The organism is Kribbella sindirgiensis (genome assembly GCF_004331435.1).
GTDB lineage: Bacteria > Actinomycetota > Actinomycetes > Propionibacteriales > Kribbellaceae > Kribbella > Kribbella sindirgiensis.
The window spans coordinates 620056-639904 of the sequence record NZ_SJKA01000004.1 but is presented as its reverse complement, the minus strand read 5'-3'; the positions used below and the strand labels follow the sequence as shown (position 1 = coordinate 639904).

The following is a 19849-nucleotide window of genomic DNA, read 5'->3' as shown; positions in this document are numbered from 1 at the left end:
GACCCTAACACTATTAGTGACCAGTGGTCACTAATGAGGCCGAGTTAGGCTGCCGCGCATGGCGAAGGTGGGACGGCCCGCGCGGCTGAACCGGGAGCGGATCGTCGAGGCCGCTCTCGAGACCGGACTGGACACGCTCACCATGCGAGAGCTGGCGACGCGACTCGAGGTCTCACATTCGGCGCTGTACCGCTGGGTCCGCGACCGCGACGAGCTGTTCGACCTGGTCAGCGAGGTGATGGTCGGGCGGATCCTGCCCGAGAAGGAGCCGACGCCGGACAGCTGGCGCGACTGGCTGGCGGAGCTCGCTTGGTCGATGCACGACGAGTTCCTGTCGGTTCCGGGGTACGCGGCGCGGGTGGCAGCCCCGCACCGCCATAACCCGGTGTCGTACGGGCTCCTCAGGGATCGGGCGACGCTCGCGTTCGAACTCGCCGGCGCCGACGGCGAGCTCGCCGTGCAGAGCTGGCACATCTTCTCGATCGGCGTCATCACCTGGCTGGGCGCCCAGCAGGGCGCCCACGACTTCGGGCCGACGCAGCCGCGCTTCGACCTCTACCTGGACACGCTGCTGCGCGGGCTGCCCGCCCGGCTACCGGTCGAGCACCCGTCAGGTCCGCCAGGTCGGCGCGATTGACTTGCGGTAGGAGCGGCCGAACACGCCGGCGATCACGGCGAGGACCGGCTTCGGGATCGTGCCGGTGATCGCGGCGGACTCGGCGGGTGTGGCGCCGTCGAGCGCCCAGGCGAAGAACGCTCCGCCCTGGGCCGGACCGACCTTGGCGAACTCGCGGCCCATCGCCTTCAGCTCCGGCGAGCCCTCGTTCGCCAGGTAGACGGGCTCGATCTCGGCTTCCTCGTGCTCGAGGTGCTCGACGGTGACCCGTCGCAGTTCCTGGATCGCGGTGCGTGCGGCCGCCGCGTCCTCCGCGCTCGCGGTGCGCTGCAACACGCCCATCGCCGTTCGCGACGCGGCCAGTGCGGCCGCCATCGTGTCGTGCTCGGCGTCCAGTTGCGCCAGCAGCTCCTGGCTCACCCCGAGCTTCTGCAGCGCCGGCCACGCGATCTCGTGCTCACCTTCGTGGTGGTGCGTCAGCTGTCCGTCGAAGTTCTGCCAGGCCGCCGCCAGTTGCGCGGCCCGCGCGCGATCCCCGTCCGGGAACCGTTGCAGTGCGTCGAGAAACCGATCCAGATCCCGCCGAACGGCGGCATGGATCGCCTTGTTCATACTCATCTCCGCCATGGCCGGGAGTATGCGTCCGGGAACAACTGTTGACCAGAGCAAGTTGATGGTGAATATGCATGGTGAGTACAAAGTTCCGGGTGGGAAGCTCGTTGTTGCTGATCTCGATGTGGTCGATGAGCATGTCCGGAACGCGCAGATCTCGGGTGACTTCTTTCTCGAACCGGATGATGCGCTGGAGCGGATCAACGGGGCTCTGGCCGGTCTGCAGGTCGACACGTCCGCGGCTCAGGTTGCTGCGCGGGTGCGCGGTGCGCTTGGCGACGGTGTCGAGATGCTCGGGTTCTCGCCCGAGGCGGTGGCTGTCGCCGTACGGCGGGCGGTGACCGGCGCGACCGGTTGGCGTGACCACGAGTGGGAGTTCGTGCACGACGTACCGCGGGAGCCGGCGCTGCAGATGGCGCTCGACGAGGTGCTGACCGAGCAGGTCGGAGCGGGGGAGCGCCCGCCGACGCTGCGGGTCTGGGAGTGGGCGTCCAACGCGGTCATCATCGGCAGCTTCCAGTCGCTGCGGAACGAGGTCGACCTGGACGGCGCGGCCCGTCACGACGTCACCGTCGTACGGCGGATCAGCGGCGGCGGCGCGATGTTCGTCGAGCCGGGCAACACGATCACGTACTCGCTGTACGTCCCGGAATCGCTCGTCTCCGGCCTCTCGTTCACCGAGTCGTACGCGTTCCTCGACGACTGGGTCATTGGCGCGCTCAACGATCTCGGCGTCGCGGCGACGTACCAGCCGATCAACGACATCACCTCACCGGCCGGCAAGATCGCAGGCGCCGCGCAGAAGCGGCCGGCCGGCGGCGCCGTGCTGCATCACGTGACGATGGCCTACGACATGGACGCTTCGAAGATGGTCGAGGTCCTCCGGATCGGCCGGGAGAAGCTGTCCGACAAGGGCACGACGAGTGCGAACAAGCGCGTCGACCCGTTGCGCAGCCAGACCGGGCTCGACCGCGCGGACGTGATCTCGCGGATGGTGGGGACGTTCCGGAACCGGTACGGCCTGTTGGACGGCATGATCTCCGATGACACCGTCGCACTGGCCGAGGAGCGGGTCGCGGCGAAGTTCGGCACCGAGGAGTGGCTTACGCGGGTGCCGTGATCGGTACGGCGTTGCCGCTGACCCGCACGCGGTTGTCGTCCGGACGGAGCTCGACCGTGATGAGGCTGGGCCGTCCGAGGTCGTCGCCCTGATGCAGGGTGATCGTGGGTTGCCCTTCGCCGAGTTCACGCAGGTACGCGCCGAAGGCGGCTGCTGCCGCGCCGGTCGCCGGGTCCTCGACGACGCCGCCGACGGGGAACGGGTCGCGCACGTGGAAGACGGTCGGTGATTCCCGCCAGACGAGTTGGAGCGTGGTGAGGTCGCGCTCGAGCATGTACGCGAGCAGGCGGTCGAAGTCGTAGTCGAGCGCGGCGAGTCGTCGCCGGGTCGCCGTACTCAGGACGAGATGCCGCGCCCCGGCGTACGCGATCCTTGCCGGTAAGGCCGGGTTGAGGTCGGCGGGTGACCAGTTGAGGATGTCGAGTACGTCGGTCAGGTCGCCGGCGTCCTCGACGGATGGCTCGACGCTGGTCAGTGTTGCGCGCAGGGTGTCGTCGACCGTGACCGGGACCCGGCCTGCTCGCGTGTCGAAGACGATCTCTCCCGGGCCGTTCCGCTCCGCCAGCGCGACGGCGGTCGCGACGGTGGCATGACCGCAGAACGGGACCTCGGCCTTGGGCGAGAAGTACCGCACCGGGCGCACGCCGCTCGCGTCCGGCCCGTCGGTGAACGCGGTCTCGGAGTACCCGACCTCGGTTGCGATCGCCTGCATCGCGTCGTCGTCGAGCCCGCCGGCATCGAGCACCACACCGGCCGGATTACCCCCGGCAGGATCGGACGTGAAGGCCGCGTAGCGAAGAACGGTCACCATCTGCTCATCCAATCACCGTGTCCAGTCCAGTTGCGCCTCCGGGATCGCCACCACCGCGCCCGAACTCCTTCGCCTCCCCACGCTCCACCGCGAACTCCACCAACGACCACACGGGCGGCTGGTCGGCCGACGTACCCTCCACTGCCACCCGACTGACCTTCGTCACGGCCAACGGGATCCCGCTCAGCACGGTCCCGACCTTCAAACTCTCGAGAATCAACACACCGTCATACACGGAACGCAACATATGGCCCGCCGCCGACAGTTATTGCTGTGTGGATTGGTCCGCGATCTGCTGCACGTAGTCAACGAGGTACGGGTCTAGCTCTTCGAATGGGTACGCCGTCGTTGAGCCAGCTTGCCCGCAGACCGTGCCGCTCGCCGACCTCCCGTACGACGGCCAGTTCATCAGCGACCTCGCTGAGGTAGCTGAGGATTTCGGTCTTGCCGAGGACAGTGGGGCCCAGCGGGGGATCAGGATGACTCACGCGGCGTCGCGCCAGAGGTCGTGCTCGGCCAGCCAGATGTTACGGGCCGCCAGTTGGGCAGGTGCCTGCGCGCGGGCTCGCTGGACGCGCGCCGGTGTGCCAGGAGCCTCCCAAGGTGTGGGTGACGGGGGCACTGATCTGGTCCATCGAGGTCGCGGGATCCCGGCGTCGTCCGCGAGCTTCTCGGCGATGCCTGCCAGCAGCGCGTCGAAGGCAGCGTCGCCGGTCCGTCGCGGGGGCGACTCGATGGCGGCGGCAGTGAGCTGAGGATGGGCGAGGAGGTTGTCAAGGAATCCTCGCAGCCGGGCCCAGTTGACCTTGCGGACGGCGCTTTCAGGCGAGAACGCCGCAGTGAGACTGTCGATCGACAGCTGATGCGCGAGTGCCGAGCTGTCGATGGTGACCGACAGCTGACGACCTGCGGCCGCGACCAATCGCGAAAGCATCGTGAGTGTCGGGTCGCTCGAGCCTGCCTCGATGCGTGACACCGTCGACGTGGGAACCCCCGCTCTGGCCGCGAGCGCACTGCGCGACAGCCCCGCGTCCTCCCGCGCTCGTCTCACCAGATCGCCTGCGTTCACAGGTTGTAGCATATATGCAACAGTGGAGTGGTGGCAATGGCGTAGCGTCCCGCCCATGGAGATCGGGTACGTGATTTTGTACGTCGGGGATCTGGGGCGGTCGGTGGGGTTCTACCGGGATGTGGTGGGGCTGGCGTACAAGTTCACGGATGCGGGGTATGCGGAGTTCGACGCTGGTGGGGTGCGGTTCGCGTTGTACGAGCGGCGGCGGGCGGAGTGGTTGACCGGGCGGGCGGTGACGCCGGGTGCGGGTGGGGAAGTGGTGGTGATGGTGGCGGACGTGGATGCGTACGCCGAGCGATTGCGGGCGGCCGGCGTACCGGTGCTGAACGGGCCGGCGGACCGTCCGTGGGGACACCGGACGGTCCATGTCGCCGACCCGGACGGGTTCGTCGTCGAGTTCGCGGAGGAGATTCCGCGGGCTCGGGAGCGGCGGTAGGTCGGTTGATCGGTTGGTAGGTCAGCGGTGGTGGTGCCAGTGGCGGCGGGACATGCCGCTGATCAGGACGATCCAGAACATGCCCCAGAGCAGCCAGGGTGCCGTGAGTGCGACTGAGGTGATCACCAGACCGACCATCAGGAACGGCGCGAGCATCATGAACGGCGGTGGCGGGCCGGGGCGGCGACGGAGGTCGGCCCGGCCGGGTACGGCTTGCAGTTCCGTCGAGGTCGGCAGGTCGTCGAACAGCGGCTCGAGATCATCCGCGTACCGCGCCCGCGTCACCACCTCGCTCCGCTCCTCGAACTCGGCCTGCGTCAACCGCCCCGCCACGAAGTGCTCACTCAGCACCGCAACGGCCCGATCCCGCTCAGCATCCCCAATCCGAATCCGCTTCCGAGGCACGTCGCCCCGTACGTCGCCCCGTCCGCTGTCCCGCCCGCTGTCACGTCCGGTATCCCGTCCGTCCCACCGACCGATGTCCCGTCCGGTGTTCTGTGGGGCGTCCCAGGGGTTGTTGTTCCAGGCGGTGGCGCGTAGTTCGCCGCCCCAGCCGCGGCTGTGCCAGTCGCCGCCCCAGTTGCGCTGGTGCCGGCGGCGACGGTCCCGGTCGGCGGAGGTCATGACCGGTCCTGCTGGTCCGTGCCGTCGTCTTCCTCGGCGAGGATGCCGTACAGCTTGCGGCGCAGATCGGCGACCGCGTCCCGCGCCCTCGCCTGCTGCTCCGGTGTACCGCTCGCGAGGATCTGCCACATCGCCGTCGCGACCTGCCCGAACAGCGGCTTGAACCCGTTCTCGTCCTCACTGCCGGCCGGCGCGGACATCGCGGCCCACGGCGCGGACACCTCGTCCTGGTGCTCGGCGACGTACGCACGCCCCTCGTCGGTCAGCCGGAACGTCCGCCGCCCGACCTCCGCGTCTGCTGTCACCAGACCCTCGTCCTCGAGCTGCTGCAGCGTCGGGTAGATCGACCCAGGCGAAGGCTTCCACGCCCCGCCGCTGCGCTCGGCGATCTCCTGGATGATGCCGTACCCGTTCATCGGCTGCTCGGCGAGGACGGCCAGAATCGCCGCCCGGACGTCGCCGCGCCGCGCCTTCGGCCCCCGCCAGCGCGGCGGCGGTCCCCACGGCGGACCGAACATCTGCCCGCCGCCGAACATCGCCCACGGCGGCCCGAAGTGCTGCTGGTGACTGTGTCCCTGGTGCCCGCGGCGACCGCTCATCGCCGCCCGCAACTCGTCCTTGATGTCGTCGAAGGTTGAACAGTGCCGCGCGAACTGCGCCCAAGGCCAGCCCGCGGCGTACGCCGATCCGGTCATCTGGACCACCCGTCCCTCACGAAAGTGTTTGCGATAGCTCGACGATATATCGCGAACCATCGCAACCCAAGGGACTCACGCGTTGAACTTCAGGTCCTTCACGACGGCGGTCAGGACGACGGAGTTGTCCACCACGCTGATCCCGGTGAGCTGGGCGCCGAACGGCAGCTCCGGGAGCGTGATACCGGTGGCAAGCTGGCTGCGGATCGCGCTCTGCACGGGTGACGGGATCGAGTCGGACATCTGCCCGAGCGTCAGCGCGACCCGGCCGTCCGTGACCTGCGGCGTGATCGGTACGTCGATGCTGATGCCGCGCACCGTCGCCTTCACCTGCAGTTGCCCGTCGACGACCGACATCGACAAACCCTCGAGTCCGGTACTGCGCACCGCCAGCCGAGCCAGTTCACGTGGCGACAACTGCAGCCGCAGATCGGTCGCGTCGACGGTCACCGCGCCGGACTGCTGGGTCAGCAGCGATCGCGGCACGTGCACGTTCTGCAGCTCGACCTTCAGATCCTCGCCCGGTACGCCGGAGAACGTTGGCTTCTCCATCGTCAGCGTGACCTTCGAGAAGTCCTCGTTGACGAGCTGCGGCAGGAACCCGAACCCGCCGATCTTCACCGAGGTGCCGGCCGAGCGTACGTCGTACTGCTTGGCCTCCTTCTCGGCCATCGACGCGAGCTGGTTCTCGGCCACGTACGCGGCCGCGCGATCCACGACGATCGCCAGCACCGCCAGCACCAGCAGCGTGACGACGAGGCGACGCAACCACCGGCGCGGTCTCCTGGAACTCATAACTGCCCTTCTCTGGTCGACGCCCACAGCCTAGGACCTCGGTGGTGAGACTCCGCTGGGCGTCGTCCGGTTCGGGTCGTTAGGTCCGGAGTGCCTCGATCGACTCGGACAGTGCGTCGTCGACCGGTGTCGGTTTGATGCCGAAGGCAACAGTCGCGGCGGTCGAGTCGAGGACGAACGGGCGCCGCCACTGGTACTGCGTCTCGACCAGCTCGCGCGCCGTCGGGTTGAAGAGACCGGCCAGCCGCAACGCGATCACCGGCATCGCACCGATCCGCGCGGGCGGTGCGCCGGCCAGCTCGGCCGCGCGTGCGGCGAGTGCCCGCACCGGCACCGGCTCCGCGCTCGGCACGTGCCACGCGCGGCCCCAGGCGGTCTCGTCGTCGGCGACGGCGAGCAACGTGCGCGCGACGTCACCGACGTACGTCCAGCTGTGCGGCGCGTCCAGATCGGCCGGCGCGGACGCCCGCTTGCCGGCGATCACCTTCGGCAGCACCGCCACGCTGAACGACGTGACCGCGCCGGCGCCGAGGTAGTCCGAACCCCGCACCTCCGCGGTCCGGATCCGCCCGGCCCGATGCGCCTCGAGTGCGTCGGTCCACAGCTTCGCCCGCACGTGCCCCTTGATCGAGTTCGGACGGAGTGGGGCCTCCTCGGTCATCGGCCCGGCCACGGCGCCGTACCCGTAGAGATTGCCTGTGGTCACCAGCAAGGCCCCGCTGCTCTCGGCTGCCTTGATCAGCGCGGCGCCCAGCGGCGGCCAGTCCGTCGACCAACGGTGGTACGGCGGGCCTGCGCACGAGTAGATCGTGGTGGCGCCCTCGGCGTACCGCGCAAGTACGTCGGGATTGCTCGCGTCGGCGGCGACTCGCTCGACCCCGTCCGGTCCGCTACCGGAGCGGGTGATGACGCGGACCTGATCGCCCCGCTCGGCGAGCAGGCGCGCCGTGGCCGAACCGACCGGTCCGGCGCCGACGACGATCTGCAGGGACATGGCACTCCTCAGGTGAGAACAGTGTTCTCTCTTCAGTTCACTGTACCGCGACGCGGATGTCAAGAACGGTGTTCTCGCTACGCATCAATGTTCTCGGATGTGCGAGACTGGACGGCATGTCGGCACCGTCGCTCCGCGCCCGCGTGCGCTCGGAGATGAGTCAGGAGATCAAGGCCGTCGCGCGCCGGCACCTCGCCGCGGACGGCGCCAACCTGTCCCTGCGCGCGGTCGCCCGGGACCTCGACATCGTCGCCTCGGCGCTGTACCGGTACTTCCCGAGCCGCGACGCGCTCCTCACCGCGTTGATCATCGACGCGTACGACGACCTCGCCGCGGCCGCGGGCGCCGCCGAGTCCGCCGTACCGCGCGACGACCTCCGCGGGCGCTGGATCGCCGTCTGCCGAGGCGTTCGCGAGTGGGCCCTCGCGCATCCGGCGGAGTACGGACTGATCTACGGCAGCCCGGTTCCGGGGTACGCCGCGCCGCCGGACACCGTCGAGCCGGCGACCAAGGTGATCCTGCTCCTCGCCGCGATCGTCGCCGACGCCGATCCGTCGTTCCCGGCCGTACCCACCGCGGTCCACGAGGATCTGCAGCGGCTGACAGCGGACCGCGACGGCACCATGCCCGAGGAACAGCTCGACCGCGTACTGGTCGCGTGGACCCACTTGTACGGCACGCTGAACTTCGAGGTTTTCGGCCGCCTCACCCTGATGATCGAAGCCCGCTCCGCCTACTTCGACCACCACATGCACCTGATGGCCGACCTGGCCGGCCTGCCCCGCTGAAAGGTCGAGAGATGTTCCTGCTGCAGATGTCGGGTGTTCCCGGTTCCGGGAAGTCCACCGTCGCCGCTCACGTCGTCGCGACGCACGGTGCCGTTGCCGTCGACTACGACGTGATCAAGACCGCCGCTCTCGAGGCGGGCGTCGACCTCGCCACCAGCGGCAAGACGTCGTACGAAGTCATGTACGCCCTGGCCCGCCAGATCCTCGGCCAGGGTCATCCCGTGGTGATGGACAGCCCCTGCTTCTGGCCGCGGATCCGTGACCAGGGTATGGAGATCGCTCGCGCACACGATGCGGCGTACCGCTACATCGAGTGCCAGATCGACGACCTGACCCTCCTCGACGAACGTCTGTCTCAGCGTCCCCGTCTGCGAACACACCGCCGCAGCGTCAACCAGCCACCGGTGGACCTCGGCGACGAACTGGTGGACGGCGAGGCCTTCTTCAGCGGGTGGGCGGATCGTGTCGAGCGTCCCGCGGACGGCTACCTGCAGTTGGACATGCACCGCCCGCTGTCCGACGTACTGTCCGAGGTCGACCTCTATCTGAAGACCTAGTCGGACCGACCTTTCAACCGCCGGCTGACCGCGCGCTCGACTTCGCGGGTGGCCTCGCGCTCGGCGAGCGTCTGCCGCTTGTCCCAGGTCTTCTTGCCCCGCGCCAGGACGATCTCGACCTTCGCGCGACCGTCCTTGAAATAGAGGCTCACCGGGACGATCGTCAGTCCGCCCTCGTTCACCTTGCGCTCGATCTTGTCGATCTGCGCCCGATGTAGCAGCAACTTCCGCTTACGCCGCGAGCCGCCGTTGAACCAGCGAGACTGCGAGTACTGCGGGATGTGCACGCCGTGCAACCAGATCTCCCGCTCCTCGACCATCGCGAACCCACCCACCAGCGAAGCCCGCCCGGCCCGCAGCGCCTTGACCTCAGGCCCCTGCAACACGATCCCGGCCTCCCAGGCCTCACCCAAGTGATAGTCATGCGCAGCCTTCCGGTTCCGCGCGACAACAGGCTCAGCCTCAGGCTTCTTCACACCCCAATTCTGCCCCTGGAGGTACTACTTGCCTTGCTGTGGGTCGGTCTGACGTCCAGCCTGCTTGCCGGCGTGCTTGCCGCCGCTCGAACCTGCGCGGCTCCCGAACGCGGTCTCGCTGAGCGGCCGCGAACCTGACAGGGGCTTCTGGCCGTCGAAGGCGTGCGCGATCGCGCGGTTCGCGTCCAGGACGGGGTTGCGCTGATGGGCCTTGCCACCACTACCGACCTGCGCCGCACCGAACCGGTCGAGTTCCGGGAGGGTCCGGTCGGCCGATCGTCCGAGGCGCATCGCCGTCTGGTGGTAGGCGTTGTTGTCGCCGGCGTGCCGAGGACCGATCGCGATCACGTCGCGGGCATCCTTCCCGCCGGCGTTCCGGCCGGGGATCTCGCGGAACGTCATGCGATGGTTGGGTTTCCCGGTGCCGTCGCCGATCTTCGACACGACGATGTCCCGGCCGTCGCCGAGACCTTTGTGCGCGCCGAGCACATGGTGGCCCTTCGACGCGCCGCTCTCGAGATCCTGCAACTCGCGGAGGACGCCCTTGTAGAGCGTGCGGTTCGCGTTGTTCGCCGGTGACTTGTCTCCTGGGTACTGCTTGGCTTCCGCGGCGGCCGCGTCGCGCATCCGGTTGAGGTCCTGAACGGCGCCTTCGCCGAGCAGGACCTGGTACGGCCGCTCTGGCTGGTTCTCAGCCATCGCCGCTGCCGCGTTCCTGGCGGATCTCTTCGAGCATCTGCTGGGTGAACGGGTCGTCCTTGGCCCACTCGTCCACGCTGAACGGGACGCTGCCCGGTGTCGGCGACGAGTCGTAGGTGCGGACGGTCGGGTCGTCGATCACGCCCGGCGGCGGCTCGTCGTCACCGCGCAGGGTGCGGTACTGCTGGGTCGACATCACCACCAGGACGGGGCCGGTGTCGGAGCCCACGAGGACCGGAGGGCCGAAGGTTCCGCGGCGGATCGCCTCGACCATCTCCGGCAGTTGCCGGCCGAGCACCTCGGGAGCAACCACGGTCCGGTACTTGCCGAGGGTGTCATCCCCGCCGAGATCGTCGTACTGGTCGTAGCTCGCGATGACCGCCTCGGGGACACCGCCGTCGCCGAACGCGAAGGCATGGGTCTCGCCGTGCGTGAATCGCCCGATCACACCGGCGATGTCAGCAGCAACGGCGGCAACGGACGGCAGGTCAGAATCTGGCGACACAGACATGCGTTCCAGCGTACGTCCGCGCTGGGGTCGACGCCTGCTGGAGCGGCACGTAATGTGCGAGGCGGGGCGAGGAGGGGTGAGATGAACCAGGGTTTGATGAACTCGTTGACCGAGGCTGAGCGGCTGCTGGTGGCCGAGAGCGAGCGGGACGTGTTGAAGGGCCTTGACGAGGACGAACTCCTGGAGTTGCACCAGCGGGTTCGCCGGGCGCGCACGAAGTACGTGAAGAACTATCGGCGGGCCGCGGGCGCCGCGGTCGCGTCGGCCGGCGGCAGGGGGATGTCGTACCCGAGGAACCAGCGCGATCGTGACAAGGCCGAGCTGTTCGAGTCGGTGCTGGCGAAGGTGAGCCGTGAGGTCGCGGTCGCCGCGCGGCGTGCGTCGATGGAGTTGCGCGGCGAACGGCTCGACGCGGCGCGGTCGGCCAAGGCCACGGCGCCGGCGACGCGTGCGGCGGATCCCGCCAAGCCCGCGGCGGGTACCAGGGCGCGGGCGAAGAAGACCACCGGCGGGCTGAAGAAGGACGCGTCGACCCAGGCGATGGGGGCTCGCAGGCAGGCCAAGCGCGACTCGCGCTGAGCGTCAGCACACCGGGCGGGGTTCCGGATCACCCGATTCGGGGGATCCCCGTGGGGCGTCCGGTCGGATCTGCTGGCCGTGCAGAAGGTGTCCGGGCCGGCCCGGAGGTGCGGAGATGCGCGACGCGGACAGCGGGACCGCTCGGCCGGTACGCCGGGGACGGGTCGCCCGATCGCTGGTGGTCGGCGTGGCGCTGGTGATCGTGGGGTTCGCGTACGCCGTGCTGCTGCCCGGCGGTGCCGCGGGGGCGGACGGGCCGCAGTCCGACCAGATCGACGAAGGGCGGCGACTGTTCGCGGTCGGTTGCTCGAGCTGCCACGGCCTGCATGCCGAGGGTGGGACCAACGGTGAGGACCGGTTGGCCGGACCTTCGCTGCTCGGTGTCGGCGCAGCCGCGGTCGAGTTCCAGGTCAGCACCGGACGGATGCCGGCCGCCCAGCCCAACGCGCAGATCCCGCGGAAGCCGCCGGTGTACAACGAGCAGGAGACCGCTGCGTTGGCGGCGTACATCGCATCGCTCGCTCCCGGACCCGCGGTGCCGGCCAGCGAGGCGTACGACATCAGCAAGGCCACGCAGGAGGACGTCGTCCGCGGCGGTGAGCTGTTCCGGACGAACTGCACCGCCTGTCACAACTTCGCCGGCCGTGGCGGCGCGCTCCCGAACGGCCGCTACGCGCCGTCGCTGATGGACGTCACGCCGCGGAACATCTACCTGGCGATGCTCACCGGTCCGCAGCAGATGCCGGTGTTCTCCGACCAGGTCCTGCTCCCTGAGGACAAGCGCGCCGTCATCGCGTACATCATGGCGTTGCGGGAGCAGCCCGACCCGGGAGGGTTCGGGCTCGGGCGGCTCGGCCCGGTCTCCGAAGGCCTGTGGGGCTGGCTGGTCGGTATCGGGCTGCTGGTCGTCGTCGCGGTCTGGATCGGGGCCAAGGTGCCCCGCATCCCCGGTGGAAAGAACAGAACAGCCCACAAGTGAAGCGAACGGCCGCAGGAAACCCGGCCGCGTCCGGGCCTGCCACGGTCGGCCCGAACCAGCTAGTCTCGAATGTCGGAGGAGGACGGAGGAACGGGGACAAGGAGCCAGTCAGACACGCCCGCCCAGGGGAGGGGGACGCGCGTGACGAGCCCGAGGCCCGATCGAGCGCGTGAGCAGTTCCGGTACCCGGCCGATGGGACGATCGCACGGCCGCCGCTGACGCTCGTGACGCGTGAGCGCCTGCACTCTGCCCTCGACCTCGGGGTGCACTCGCCGCTGACCATGGTGGTCGCGCCGCCCGGGACTGGCAAGACCGTTCTGCTGTCCGACTGGGTGACACGCAGAAGGCAGTCCGCTCAGCCTGTGGTCTGGTTGCGGGGCCAGGCCCCCGGTGTGCTCGAGGGAGTCCTCGAATGGGTTCGCGAAGGCGACGGGCCGGCCGTCACGGACCCGATCGTTGTCGACGACGCCCACCTGTTGCCGGCGGCAGTCGTCGGCGAGATGTCGCGCGTTCTGCAGGAGACACCGCACGCGGTCCGGTTGCTCCTGGCCACCCGGTACGACCTGTTGTTGCCGGTGTCCGAGCTCGAGGTCAGAGGGATGGCGCTGACCCTGCGTTCGCGCGAGCTGCGGTTCAACGACGCAGAGGCCGCCGCTCTGGTCCGAGCGCATGCCCAGGACGCCAGTCCAGCCGACATCATGCTGGTTCAGGAGAAGGCGGCTGGCTGGGCAGCAGCACTGGTGCTCGCCGCCCGCACACTGCAGGCATCCGGTGACGTCGTGTGGCCCCTGGGCAATCAGGGGGAGGTGCTCGACCTGCTGCTCGGCGAGACGCTGAACACCCTCGACAAACGGGTCCAGGCGATGCTCCTCAGCACCTTCGGCGCAACCACGCTGAGCGGTCGGCTCGCCGAGGTTCTGAGCGGTGACTCCGAGGCGGGTTCGATGCTCGCGGATCTCGCCGGCAGTGGCCTGCTGGTGACGGCGTACGCCGATGACTCGGCGAGCAAACCGTTGTACCGGTACCACCCGCTGCTGGTCGAACTGCTCCGCCGGCGGATCGCGGCCAGCGCCGACGACCGCCAACTGGTCGTCAGCGCACAGCATCGCTCGGCCTTGTACTACGAGAACCGTGGCGACAGCGGGTCCGCACTGCGCAGTGCTGTCGATGCCGACGACGCGGCGCTGGTCGAGCGGATCCTGCTCGGCCACGGCCCGGAGCTGCTCGCTGCGGGCAAGGCCGATCTGGTCGCGGTCGGGTTCGACGCGTTGCCGGCCGGCTACCTGGATGAGCATCCCCATCTGCTCGGCGTCCGAGGGCTGCTCCGTCGAGTGAGCGGCGACGTGTCCGGTGCCGTCCTGGACGCGGCGGCGGCCGATGAACGCGCGGCTGACAGGGCTGCGGCGACACCGGACGACGACGCACTGGAGGCGGACGCCGCACTGCTGCGACTGTGGAGGTCCCGCTACGGATGGCAGGACGTCCAGGAGGCGATCGCAAAGGCGCGGTCACTGCTGACCGGCGGCCACAGCAGCCCTCCCGCAGTACTGGGCCCTGAGCGGCTGGCGTGGTTGCTCATCGAGCTCGCAGCCACCGAGACCTGGGCCGACGACCTGGACGCGGCACTCACCCATCTGGACGAGGCTCTCGTGACCGCACGGATGGCGGGGCACCACCGGCTGATCGCCGGCTGTCTGGCGCATCAGGCCGTCGTGCACTACGCCCGTGGCCAAGTACAGAACGCGGCCCGGTCGGCCCAAGCCTCTTTCGATGTGGGAGGACGGGAGAGCCTTCCAGAGGAGTACTCCGCGCGCGCGAACGTCGTACTGGGCCTCGCGGCGGTGAACGAGCTCGACCTGGACACCGGGTGGAAGTACCACCGGGTGGTGGCGGGGACCGAGGTGGCTGGGTCCGACACCGTTGTCGCTGGTCTTCGCACGATGCTGAGAGCCGTGCTCCTGATCGAACGGGGCCGGCTCGGTGAGGCGTTGACCGAGCTGACCGCAGACCCGACGGCAGCAGGCCCGCTGCCGTCGTTCCTGTCCCGGGACCTGGCACTGGCGCGGGCCTGGCTGGCGGCACTGCTCGGGGACACGTCCACCGTTGGCACACAGGTGACGGTGCTCGAGCGCACCGGTAACTCGACCGAAGCCGGGTTGGTTCGGGCGATGACGTCAATGATCAGCGAGGACGCCGAGACTGCGCTGAAACAGCTCGACGCGGGGCTCGACCAGCCCGGTCTCTATCCGCCGCTGGCCTCAGCCGCCGCGTCCTTCCGGACGGTGCTGCTCAGCCGGACCGGCGACGAGACGGCTGCGGAAGCCGCGTTGCTGGACACGTTGAACCGCGTGACCCCGCAGCACATGCTGCATGCGCTCGCGTCGGTTGCGGACGATCCGGTGTTGCTGGATCTGTTGCGCCGGAACGCTACGGGACCGAACCCACATCCGTACGCCGCAGCGGCGTTGGAGAAGCTGTCCGGACACCGGGCCGGGTGGAGTAAGGCCGGGGGGATGTCGCCGTTGGTACGCGTTCGGCCGGGGGCGCAGGCTCCGCCGCCGCGCCGGCTGGATGCTCTGGTGAACGGTGTCCATGTGCGGCTGACGGCGCGGGAAGCTGAGGTGCTTGACGAGCTTGCGTTGGGTAGTTCGTACAGCGAGATCGCTCAGGCGTTGTTCATCACCGAGAACACTGTGAAGACGCATTTGATCTCGCTGTATCGCAAGCTGGGTGTGGACAAGCGGTCTGCGGCTCTGCGGGCTGCCAGGTCTACTGGACTGTTGTAGGGGCATGGGGATGCTCGGACGACTCGCGGGCAAGGTCACCGGTCGCGTGGTCGAGACCGTTCAGCCGGACGTCGTCCTGTCGCACGTTGACCTGGACGCCCAACTCGCCCGAATAGACATCAACCGCCTACTCGACCGCATAGACATAGAACGCCTCCTGGACCGAGTAGACGTAGACCGCCTCCTCGACCGAGTCGACGTCGAGCGGCTCCTCGAGCGGGTTGATGTCGAGCGGCTGGTTGAGCGGGTTGATGTTGAGGGGTTGGTTCGGCGGGCCGGTGTGGCTGGGGTGGTGGTTGAGAGTCAGGCGCGGTTGGCTGGGTCGGTTCTCGATCTGGTTCGCAGGCAGCTTGCCGGGTTGGATGCGCTGCTCGACCGCGGCGTCAGGCGCCTGCTCCGGCGAGACGTCCCGATCCCGACCGGCAACGGCCGCCTGACCATCACAGGTCACCACGCAGGCGCCGTGAGCAGAGCAGCAGCGACCGCCCTCGACCTCCTGATCATCACGACCTCCTTCACCATCGCCCTGGCAGGCGTGAACCTGCTGACCAACGCCTTCTGGGGACTATCAGTACGACGCCCACTGCCCGCGACCGCAGGCGTGGCGGCACTAGCCGTCTGCTACGCGCTCGGATTCCTCGCCATCGCCGCACGCACACCGGGCCAAGGAATCGTCGGGCTCCGCATCGTGCGTTCCGACGGCGGCACGATCCACCCCGGGCAGGCTCTGCGGTGGGTGCTCGCGTTCCCGCTCAGCGTCGTACCGCTGGGCCTGGGCTTCCTGCCGATCGTGTTCCAGCGCGAGCACCGCGCCCTGCACGACTTGCTCGCCGGTACGGCGGTCGTCCATGACTGGGGTGATCGGCCCGCGGAACTCCCGGGCCCGCTGTCCGCCTTTCTCGCCCGGCAGGCCGAATCACCCTAATCGGAGGAGGACGCCGCCAGGTGCTGTTGGTGGGATGAGGCGTCCCGCGCGGCAACAATGACGCGCCCTGCCCCGAGGAGTTCGCGATGACCCATCTGGTGGTGCTCGGTCTGGACAGCCGCGATGACGCCGAGCGCGTCATTCAGCTGACCGAGGATCTGGCGAAGCAGCAACTCCTCCAGCGCGAGGATGCGGCGTACGCGTACAAGGACGCCAAGGGCAAGGTTCGTATTCAGCAGACCGTCAACCTGGCCGGCGCGGGCGCCGCGAGCGGTGCGCTGTGGGGGACCTTGATCGGACTGATCTTCCTGAGCCCGATCGCCGGCTTCGCGGTGGGAGCGGCCTCCGGCGCGATCGCCGGCAAGCTCACCGACATCGGCATCAACGACGACCTGATCAAGCAGGTCGGCCAGGAACTGCAGGAAGGCCACGCGGCCGTGTTCCTGCTCGCCCGCTCGGCGACGGTCGACCGGGTGGTCGACGCGCTCAAACCGTTCAGCCCGACGATCATCCAGACCAATCTGACGAAGGAGCGCGAGGACGAGCTCGTCCAGGCTCTCCAGAGCTGATCCCGCTCCGGCGCAGGAGGTTTTCGTGAACACGGTCCTTCGAGACTTCGATCCGGTGCCTTCGACCCGGTACCGGATCCGGGTCGGTGTCGCCTCGTTGAAGCAGGCAGCGGACGTGGCGGATGCCCTCGCCGTACCGGTCGCTGCCGGCACCGAGCCCCCGGAGGAGCTGGGCGTCGACCTGGCCGGGCTGGGGTCCGCCGGTTTCACCGGACAGCGTGGCCAGACCTTGGTCCAGCCGCGCTCGGACGGCCCGGTGCGGGTCGCGGTCGGTATCGGCGGCCGCGACGAGATCGACACCACGCTCGTCCGCGATCTGGCCGCGGAGTTCGCGCGCGCCGTCCCGTGGCTCAAGAACCTGGCCGTCGAGGTGCCGTCAGAGGCGTCGTCCGGGATCGCGGTCGCCGACTTCGCCCAGGCTGCCACCGAAGGTGTGCTGCTGGCGCGCTGGCGCTACTTCGTCGGCCGGGACGCGGATCAGCCCACGCTGGAATCGCTGCAGATCGTGGCCGCCGACGAGGACGCCGCGGCGGCGGAGACGGGCGTCGAGCGCGGCCGGATCGTCGCGGCGGCGTGCAGTCTCGGCCGTGACTTGGCGAACTGCCCGGCGACGACGCTGTCCGCGGTCCGGATGGCCGAGGTCGCGGTCGAGGTCGGTACGGCGGCGGGTCTGGAGGTGGAGGTCTTCGACAAGGACCAGCTGATCGAGCTGGGCTGTGGTGGCCTGCTCGGGGTCAATCGGGGCAGTGTGGAACCGCCCCGGATGATCCGCCTGAGGTATCAACCCGCGGAGCCGACCGGCCGGATTGCCCTGGTGGGTAAGGGAATCATGTACGACTCCGGCGGTATCAGCCTGAAGCCGAGCGACGAGTCGCACGCCCAGATGAAGAACGACATGACCGGCGCCGCCGCCGTACTCGCAGGCATGACGGCGCTGCGGGACCTGGGCTGTACGTCGGCCGTGACCGGCTACCTGATGTGTACCGACAACATGCCGTCGGGATCGGCGATGAAGCTCGGTGACGTCCTGACGATGCGCAACGGGACGACGGTCGAGGTGCTCAACACCGACGCCGAGGGGCGTCTGGTGATGGCCGACGCACTCGCTCTGGCGACCGAGGAGCCGGTCGACGCGATCGTCGACATCGCGACGCTGACCGGTGCGTGCCTGCGGACGTTCGGTGTCGAGGTCGCCGGTGTGATGGGCAACGACCCGGCCGTGGTCGAGCAGCTGCGGCGGGCGGGTGACGTGGTGGACGAGCCGGTGTGGGAGTTGCCGCTGCACAAGTCGTACCGCTCCCAGCTCGATTCGACGATCGCCGACCTGACGAACATGGGCGGGATCAACGCCGGGTCGATCACCGCCGGCCTGTTCCTGCAGGAGTTCGTCGACGGCAAGCCGTGGGGCCACGTCGACATCGCGGGTACGGCGCAACTGCCGGCGCCGCGGACGTGGCGGAACAAGGGCGCGACCGGCTTCGGGACCAAGCTGCTGATCGAGTTCGCCCTCCGGTTCGTCCCGCCGGGCTCATGAACGCGAAAACGGTCGGGGACAAGCCCGCCAAGAAGAGCGGGATGCAGCGCGTCCTGGACGGTATCGAGCGGGTCGGCAACAAGGTCCCGCATCCGGCGCTGATCTTCCTCGCGCTGATCGTGATCGTCATCGGCCTGTCCCAGATCCTTTCCTGGGCAGGGACGAGCGTGACCACCGAGGTCGCCGAACCGGCCACGGTCCAGGTCGCACCCGAGTATCCCCAGGGCAGCAGCGTGCCGGGGAACGACGCCCCGCCGGCACCGGTGATCCCGGACTACGAGCTCAAGCACGAGACGATCACCGCCGAGAGCCTGCTCACCGGCGACGGGATCCGCTTCATCTTCACCACCGCCGTGCAGAACTTCAACGACTTCGGTGTGGTCGCGGTGATCCTGGTCGCGATGATCGGGGTCGGGGTCGCCGAGGAGGCAGGGCTGATCGCGGCGCTGATCCGGAAGATGGTGAAGGTCGCCCCGAAAGCGGCGATCACGTTCATCATCGTGCTGCTCGGCGGCATCTCGAGCGTGGCCTCGGATGCCGGCTACCTGGTGCTGATCCCGCTCGGAGCGGCGGCGTTCGCGTCGCTCGGGCGGCACCCGCTGGCCGGTATCGCGGCGGCGTACGCCGGGGTCAGCGCGGCGTTCTTCGTGAACGTGCTGATCACGCCCGCCGACGGCATCATCACCGAGGTCACCAACGAGACGATCGGCCTGGTCGCTCCCGACGTCAGCCTGAACGTCACGCACAACTTCTACTTCAGCATCGCGGCGACGCTGTTCTGCGCCCTGGTGATGACGGTGATCACCGAGCGGCTGCTGGAGCCCCGGCTCGGCAGGTACGACCCGTCCGAGGCGCCGTCCGACGCACCGGTCGACCATCAGCCCACCGACGAGGAGATGCGGCTGGAGTCCCGCGGGCTGCGCTGGTCGGTGTACTACCTGCTGGTGGCGGTCGCGATCGTGTCCGCGCTGACGTTCATCCCCAAGGCGCCGCTGCGCAACCCGGACACCGGTGAGATCTTCGGGTCGTCGCCGTTCATGAGCAGTCTGCTCTTCATCATCTCGATGCTGTTCCTCGCCGCCGGCCTCGGCTACGGCCGCGGCGCGAAGTCCCTGACCGGCAGTACGAACGTGATCAACGCGATCGTGAAGACCTTCAACGGGCTCGGCGGCCTGATCTTCCTGATGCTGCTGATCGCGCAGTTCATCGCCTACTTCAACTACACGAACATGTCGACACTGGCCGCGACCGGCCTGGCCGACCTGCTCGAGCGGGCCGACATCGGAGCGCTGCCGTTGCTGATCGGCTTCATCCTGCTGGTCTTCGTCATCGACCTGATCATGCCGGGCGTGATCCCGAAGTGGGCGATCCTGGCGCCGATCTTCATCCCGCTGTTCTACCGGTTGGGCATCGCGCCGCAGACGGTCGTCGCGGCGTACCGCGTCGGCGACGGCCCGGCGAACGTGATCACGCCGCTGATGGTGTACCTGCCGTTCATCGTGCTCGTCAGCCAGCGGTACCGGAAGAAGGCGGGCATGGGCACCGTGGTGTCGATGATGCTGCCCTACACCGGCATCGTGCTGATCGCGTGGACGCTCTTCTACATCGCCTGGTACCTGATCGGCATCCCGTGGGGCCCGTCCGCCCCGGTCCATCTCGGCTAGGCAACC

General features: G+C 68.8%; 24 protein-coding genes. 12 read left to right on the top strand and 12 right to left on the bottom strand.

Annotated features, from left to right (window positions below):
• The first annotated feature begins 58 nt into the window (after positions 1 to 58).
• Entirely contained in the window at positions 59 to 637 is a 579-nt protein-coding gene (locus E0H50_RS14855; protein WP_131288425.1) for a TetR/AcrR family transcriptional regulator, read from the top strand.
• Here the strand turns inward: E0H50_RS14855 and E0H50_RS14850 are convergent.
• Complete coding sequence (locus E0H50_RS14850) at positions 611 to 1243, bottom strand: hemerythrin domain-containing protein (RefSeq protein ID WP_131288423.1); 633 nt, start codon at positions 1241 to 1243, stop codon at positions 611 to 613. The genes E0H50_RS14855 and E0H50_RS14850 overlap by 27 nt on opposite strands.
• A 46-nt stretch (positions 1244 to 1289) precedes the next feature.
• Between E0H50_RS14850 and E0H50_RS14845 the strand changes: the two genes are divergently transcribed.
• Positions 1290 to 2348, top strand: a complete 1059-nt coding sequence (locus E0H50_RS14845; RefSeq protein WP_337590375.1) for a lipoate-protein ligase LplAB — start codon at positions 1290 to 1292, stop codon at positions 2346 to 2348.
• Here the strand turns inward: E0H50_RS14845 and E0H50_RS14840 are convergent.
• The 3 genes from E0H50_RS14840 to E0H50_RS14830 all read right to left on the bottom strand — a co-directional run bounded on the left by E0H50_RS14840 (position 2332) and on the right by E0H50_RS14830 (position 4228).
• On the bottom strand, positions 2332 to 3159 hold the full coding sequence (locus tag E0H50_RS14840) for a PhzF family phenazine biosynthesis protein (RefSeq protein ID WP_131288421.1): 828 nt from the start codon (positions 3157 to 3159) through the stop codon (positions 2332 to 2334). The genes E0H50_RS14845 and E0H50_RS14840 overlap by 17 nt on opposite strands.
• Positions 3160 to 3163: 4 nt before the next feature.
• Entirely contained in the window at positions 3164 to 3394 is a 231-nt protein-coding gene (locus E0H50_RS14835; RefSeq protein WP_131288419.1) for a hypothetical protein, read from the bottom strand.
• Positions 3395 to 3643: 249 nt separating this feature from the next.
• On the bottom strand, positions 3644 to 4228 hold the full coding sequence (locus E0H50_RS14830) for a helix-turn-helix domain-containing protein (protein WP_165547140.1): 585 nt from the start codon (positions 4226 to 4228) through the stop codon (positions 3644 to 3646).
• Between the two features lie 55 nt (positions 4229 to 4283).
• Between E0H50_RS14830 and E0H50_RS14825 the strand changes: the two genes are divergently transcribed.
• The gene (locus E0H50_RS14825) at positions 4284 to 4667 is read left to right on the top strand and encodes a VOC family protein (protein WP_202868138.1); all 384 of its coding nucleotides are present in this window, start codon (positions 4284 to 4286) and stop codon (positions 4665 to 4667) included.
• 21 nt (positions 4668 to 4688) lie between these two features.
• Here E0H50_RS14825 and E0H50_RS14820 read toward each other — a convergent pair whose 3' ends face one another.
• From E0H50_RS14820 to E0H50_RS14805, 4 genes are all read right to left on the bottom strand, one after another.
• A complete protein-coding gene (locus E0H50_RS14820) occupies positions 4689 to 5291 on the bottom strand; it encodes a DUF1707 SHOCT-like domain-containing protein (protein WP_131288413.1) in 603 nt (200 codons plus the stop codon).
• On the bottom strand, positions 5288 to 5986 hold the full coding sequence (locus E0H50_RS14815) for a PadR family transcriptional regulator (RefSeq protein WP_131288410.1): 699 nt from the start codon (positions 5984 to 5986) through the stop codon (positions 5288 to 5290). Before E0H50_RS14815 ends, E0H50_RS14820 begins: the two co-directional genes overlap by 4 nt.
• A gap of 75 nt (positions 5987 to 6061) precedes the next feature.
• On the bottom strand, positions 6062 to 6781 hold the full coding sequence (locus tag E0H50_RS14810; RefSeq protein WP_131288407.1) for an LmeA family phospholipid-binding protein: 720 nt from the start codon (positions 6779 to 6781) through the stop codon (positions 6062 to 6064).
• A gap of 79 nt (positions 6782 to 6860) precedes the next feature.
• Complete coding sequence (locus E0H50_RS14805; protein WP_131288405.1) at positions 6861 to 7775, bottom strand: NAD-dependent epimerase/dehydratase family protein; 915 nt, start codon at positions 7773 to 7775, stop codon at positions 6861 to 6863.
• A gap of 116 nt (positions 7776 to 7891) precedes the next feature.
• Here E0H50_RS14805 and E0H50_RS14800 point away from each other — a divergent pair, with 116 nt between their 5' ends.
• Positions 7892 to 8563 (top strand): TetR/AcrR family transcriptional regulator, encoded by a 672-nt coding sequence (locus tag E0H50_RS14800; protein WP_131288402.1) that lies wholly within the window; start codon positions 7892 to 7894, stop codon positions 8561 to 8563.
• Between the two features lie 11 nt (positions 8564 to 8574).
• Positions 8575 to 9120: a P-loop nucleotide/nucleoside kinase family protein gene (locus E0H50_RS14795; RefSeq protein WP_131288399.1), complete on the top strand. Its 546-nt coding sequence runs from the start codon at positions 8575 to 8577 to the stop codon at positions 9118 to 9120.
• Here E0H50_RS14795 and smpB read toward each other — a convergent pair.
• The 3 genes from smpB to E0H50_RS14780 are packed head-to-tail and all read right to left on the bottom strand — an operon-like array spanning position 9117 to position 10806.
• A complete protein-coding gene (gene smpB / locus E0H50_RS14790; protein ID WP_131288396.1) occupies positions 9117 to 9596 on the bottom strand; it encodes an SsrA-binding protein SmpB in 480 nt (159 codons plus the stop codon). The genes E0H50_RS14795 and smpB overlap by 4 nt on opposite strands.
• A 24-nt stretch (positions 9597 to 9620) precedes the next feature.
• Positions 9621 to 10295 (bottom strand): hypothetical protein, encoded by a 675-nt coding sequence (locus tag E0H50_RS14785; RefSeq protein WP_131288393.1) that lies wholly within the window; start codon positions 10293 to 10295, stop codon positions 9621 to 9623.
• Positions 10288 to 10806, bottom strand: a complete 519-nt coding sequence (locus tag E0H50_RS14780) for a hypothetical protein (protein ID WP_131288390.1) — start codon at positions 10804 to 10806, stop codon at positions 10288 to 10290. Before E0H50_RS14780 ends, E0H50_RS14785 begins: the two co-directional genes overlap by 8 nt.
• A gap of 81 nt (positions 10807 to 10887) precedes the next feature.
• On the opposite strand from E0H50_RS14780, the gene E0H50_RS14775 reads away from it, so the two are divergent.
• The 3 genes from E0H50_RS14775 to E0H50_RS14765 all read left to right on the top strand — a co-directional run bounded on the left by E0H50_RS14775 (position 10888) and on the right by E0H50_RS14765 (position 15151).
• Entirely contained in the window at positions 10888 to 11385 is a 498-nt protein-coding gene (locus tag E0H50_RS14775) for a hypothetical protein (RefSeq protein WP_131288387.1), read from the top strand.
• A gap of 115 nt (positions 11386 to 11500) precedes the next feature.
• A complete protein-coding gene (qcrC, locus tag E0H50_RS14770; RefSeq protein WP_131288384.1) occupies positions 11501 to 12364 on the top strand; it encodes a cytochrome bc1 complex diheme cytochrome c subunit in 864 nt (287 codons plus the stop codon).
• Between the two features lie 141 nt (positions 12365 to 12505).
• The gene (locus E0H50_RS14765) at positions 12506 to 15151 is read left to right on the top strand and encodes a LuxR C-terminal-related transcriptional regulator (protein WP_165547139.1); all 2646 of its coding nucleotides are present in this window, start codon (positions 12506 to 12508) and stop codon (positions 15149 to 15151) included.
• Between the two features lie 127 nt (positions 15152 to 15278).
• On the opposite strand, the gene E0H50_RS42945 is transcribed toward E0H50_RS14765, so the two are convergent.
• On the bottom strand, positions 15279 to 15605 hold the full coding sequence (locus E0H50_RS42945; protein ID WP_165547138.1) for a hypothetical protein: 327 nt from the start codon (positions 15603 to 15605) through the stop codon (positions 15279 to 15281).
• 9 nt (positions 15606 to 15614) lie between these two features.
• Here E0H50_RS42945 and E0H50_RS42940 point away from each other — a divergent pair, with 9 nt between their 5' ends.
• The 4 genes from E0H50_RS42940 to E0H50_RS14745 all read left to right on the top strand — a co-directional run bounded on the left by E0H50_RS42940 (position 15615) and on the right by E0H50_RS14745 (position 19843).
• Positions 15615 to 16076, top strand: a complete 462-nt coding sequence (locus E0H50_RS42940) for an RDD family protein (RefSeq protein ID WP_165547137.1) — start codon at positions 15615 to 15617, stop codon at positions 16074 to 16076.
• Between the two features lie 86 nt (positions 16077 to 16162).
• Positions 16163 to 16645, top strand: coding sequence for a DUF1269 domain-containing protein (locus E0H50_RS14755; protein ID WP_131288376.1), 483 nt, complete (start codon positions 16163 to 16165; stop codon positions 16643 to 16645).
• A gap of 25 nt (positions 16646 to 16670) precedes the next feature.
• Positions 16671 to 18179, top strand: coding sequence for a leucyl aminopeptidase family protein (locus E0H50_RS14750; RefSeq protein WP_202868137.1), 1509 nt, complete (start codon positions 16671 to 16673; stop codon positions 18177 to 18179).
• A complete protein-coding gene (locus E0H50_RS14745; RefSeq protein ID WP_131288371.1) occupies positions 18176 to 19843 on the top strand; it encodes an AbgT family transporter in 1668 nt (555 codons plus the stop codon). The genes E0H50_RS14750 and E0H50_RS14745 overlap by 4 nt, the downstream gene beginning before the upstream one ends.
• Positions 19844 to 19849: the final 6 nt, after the last annotated feature.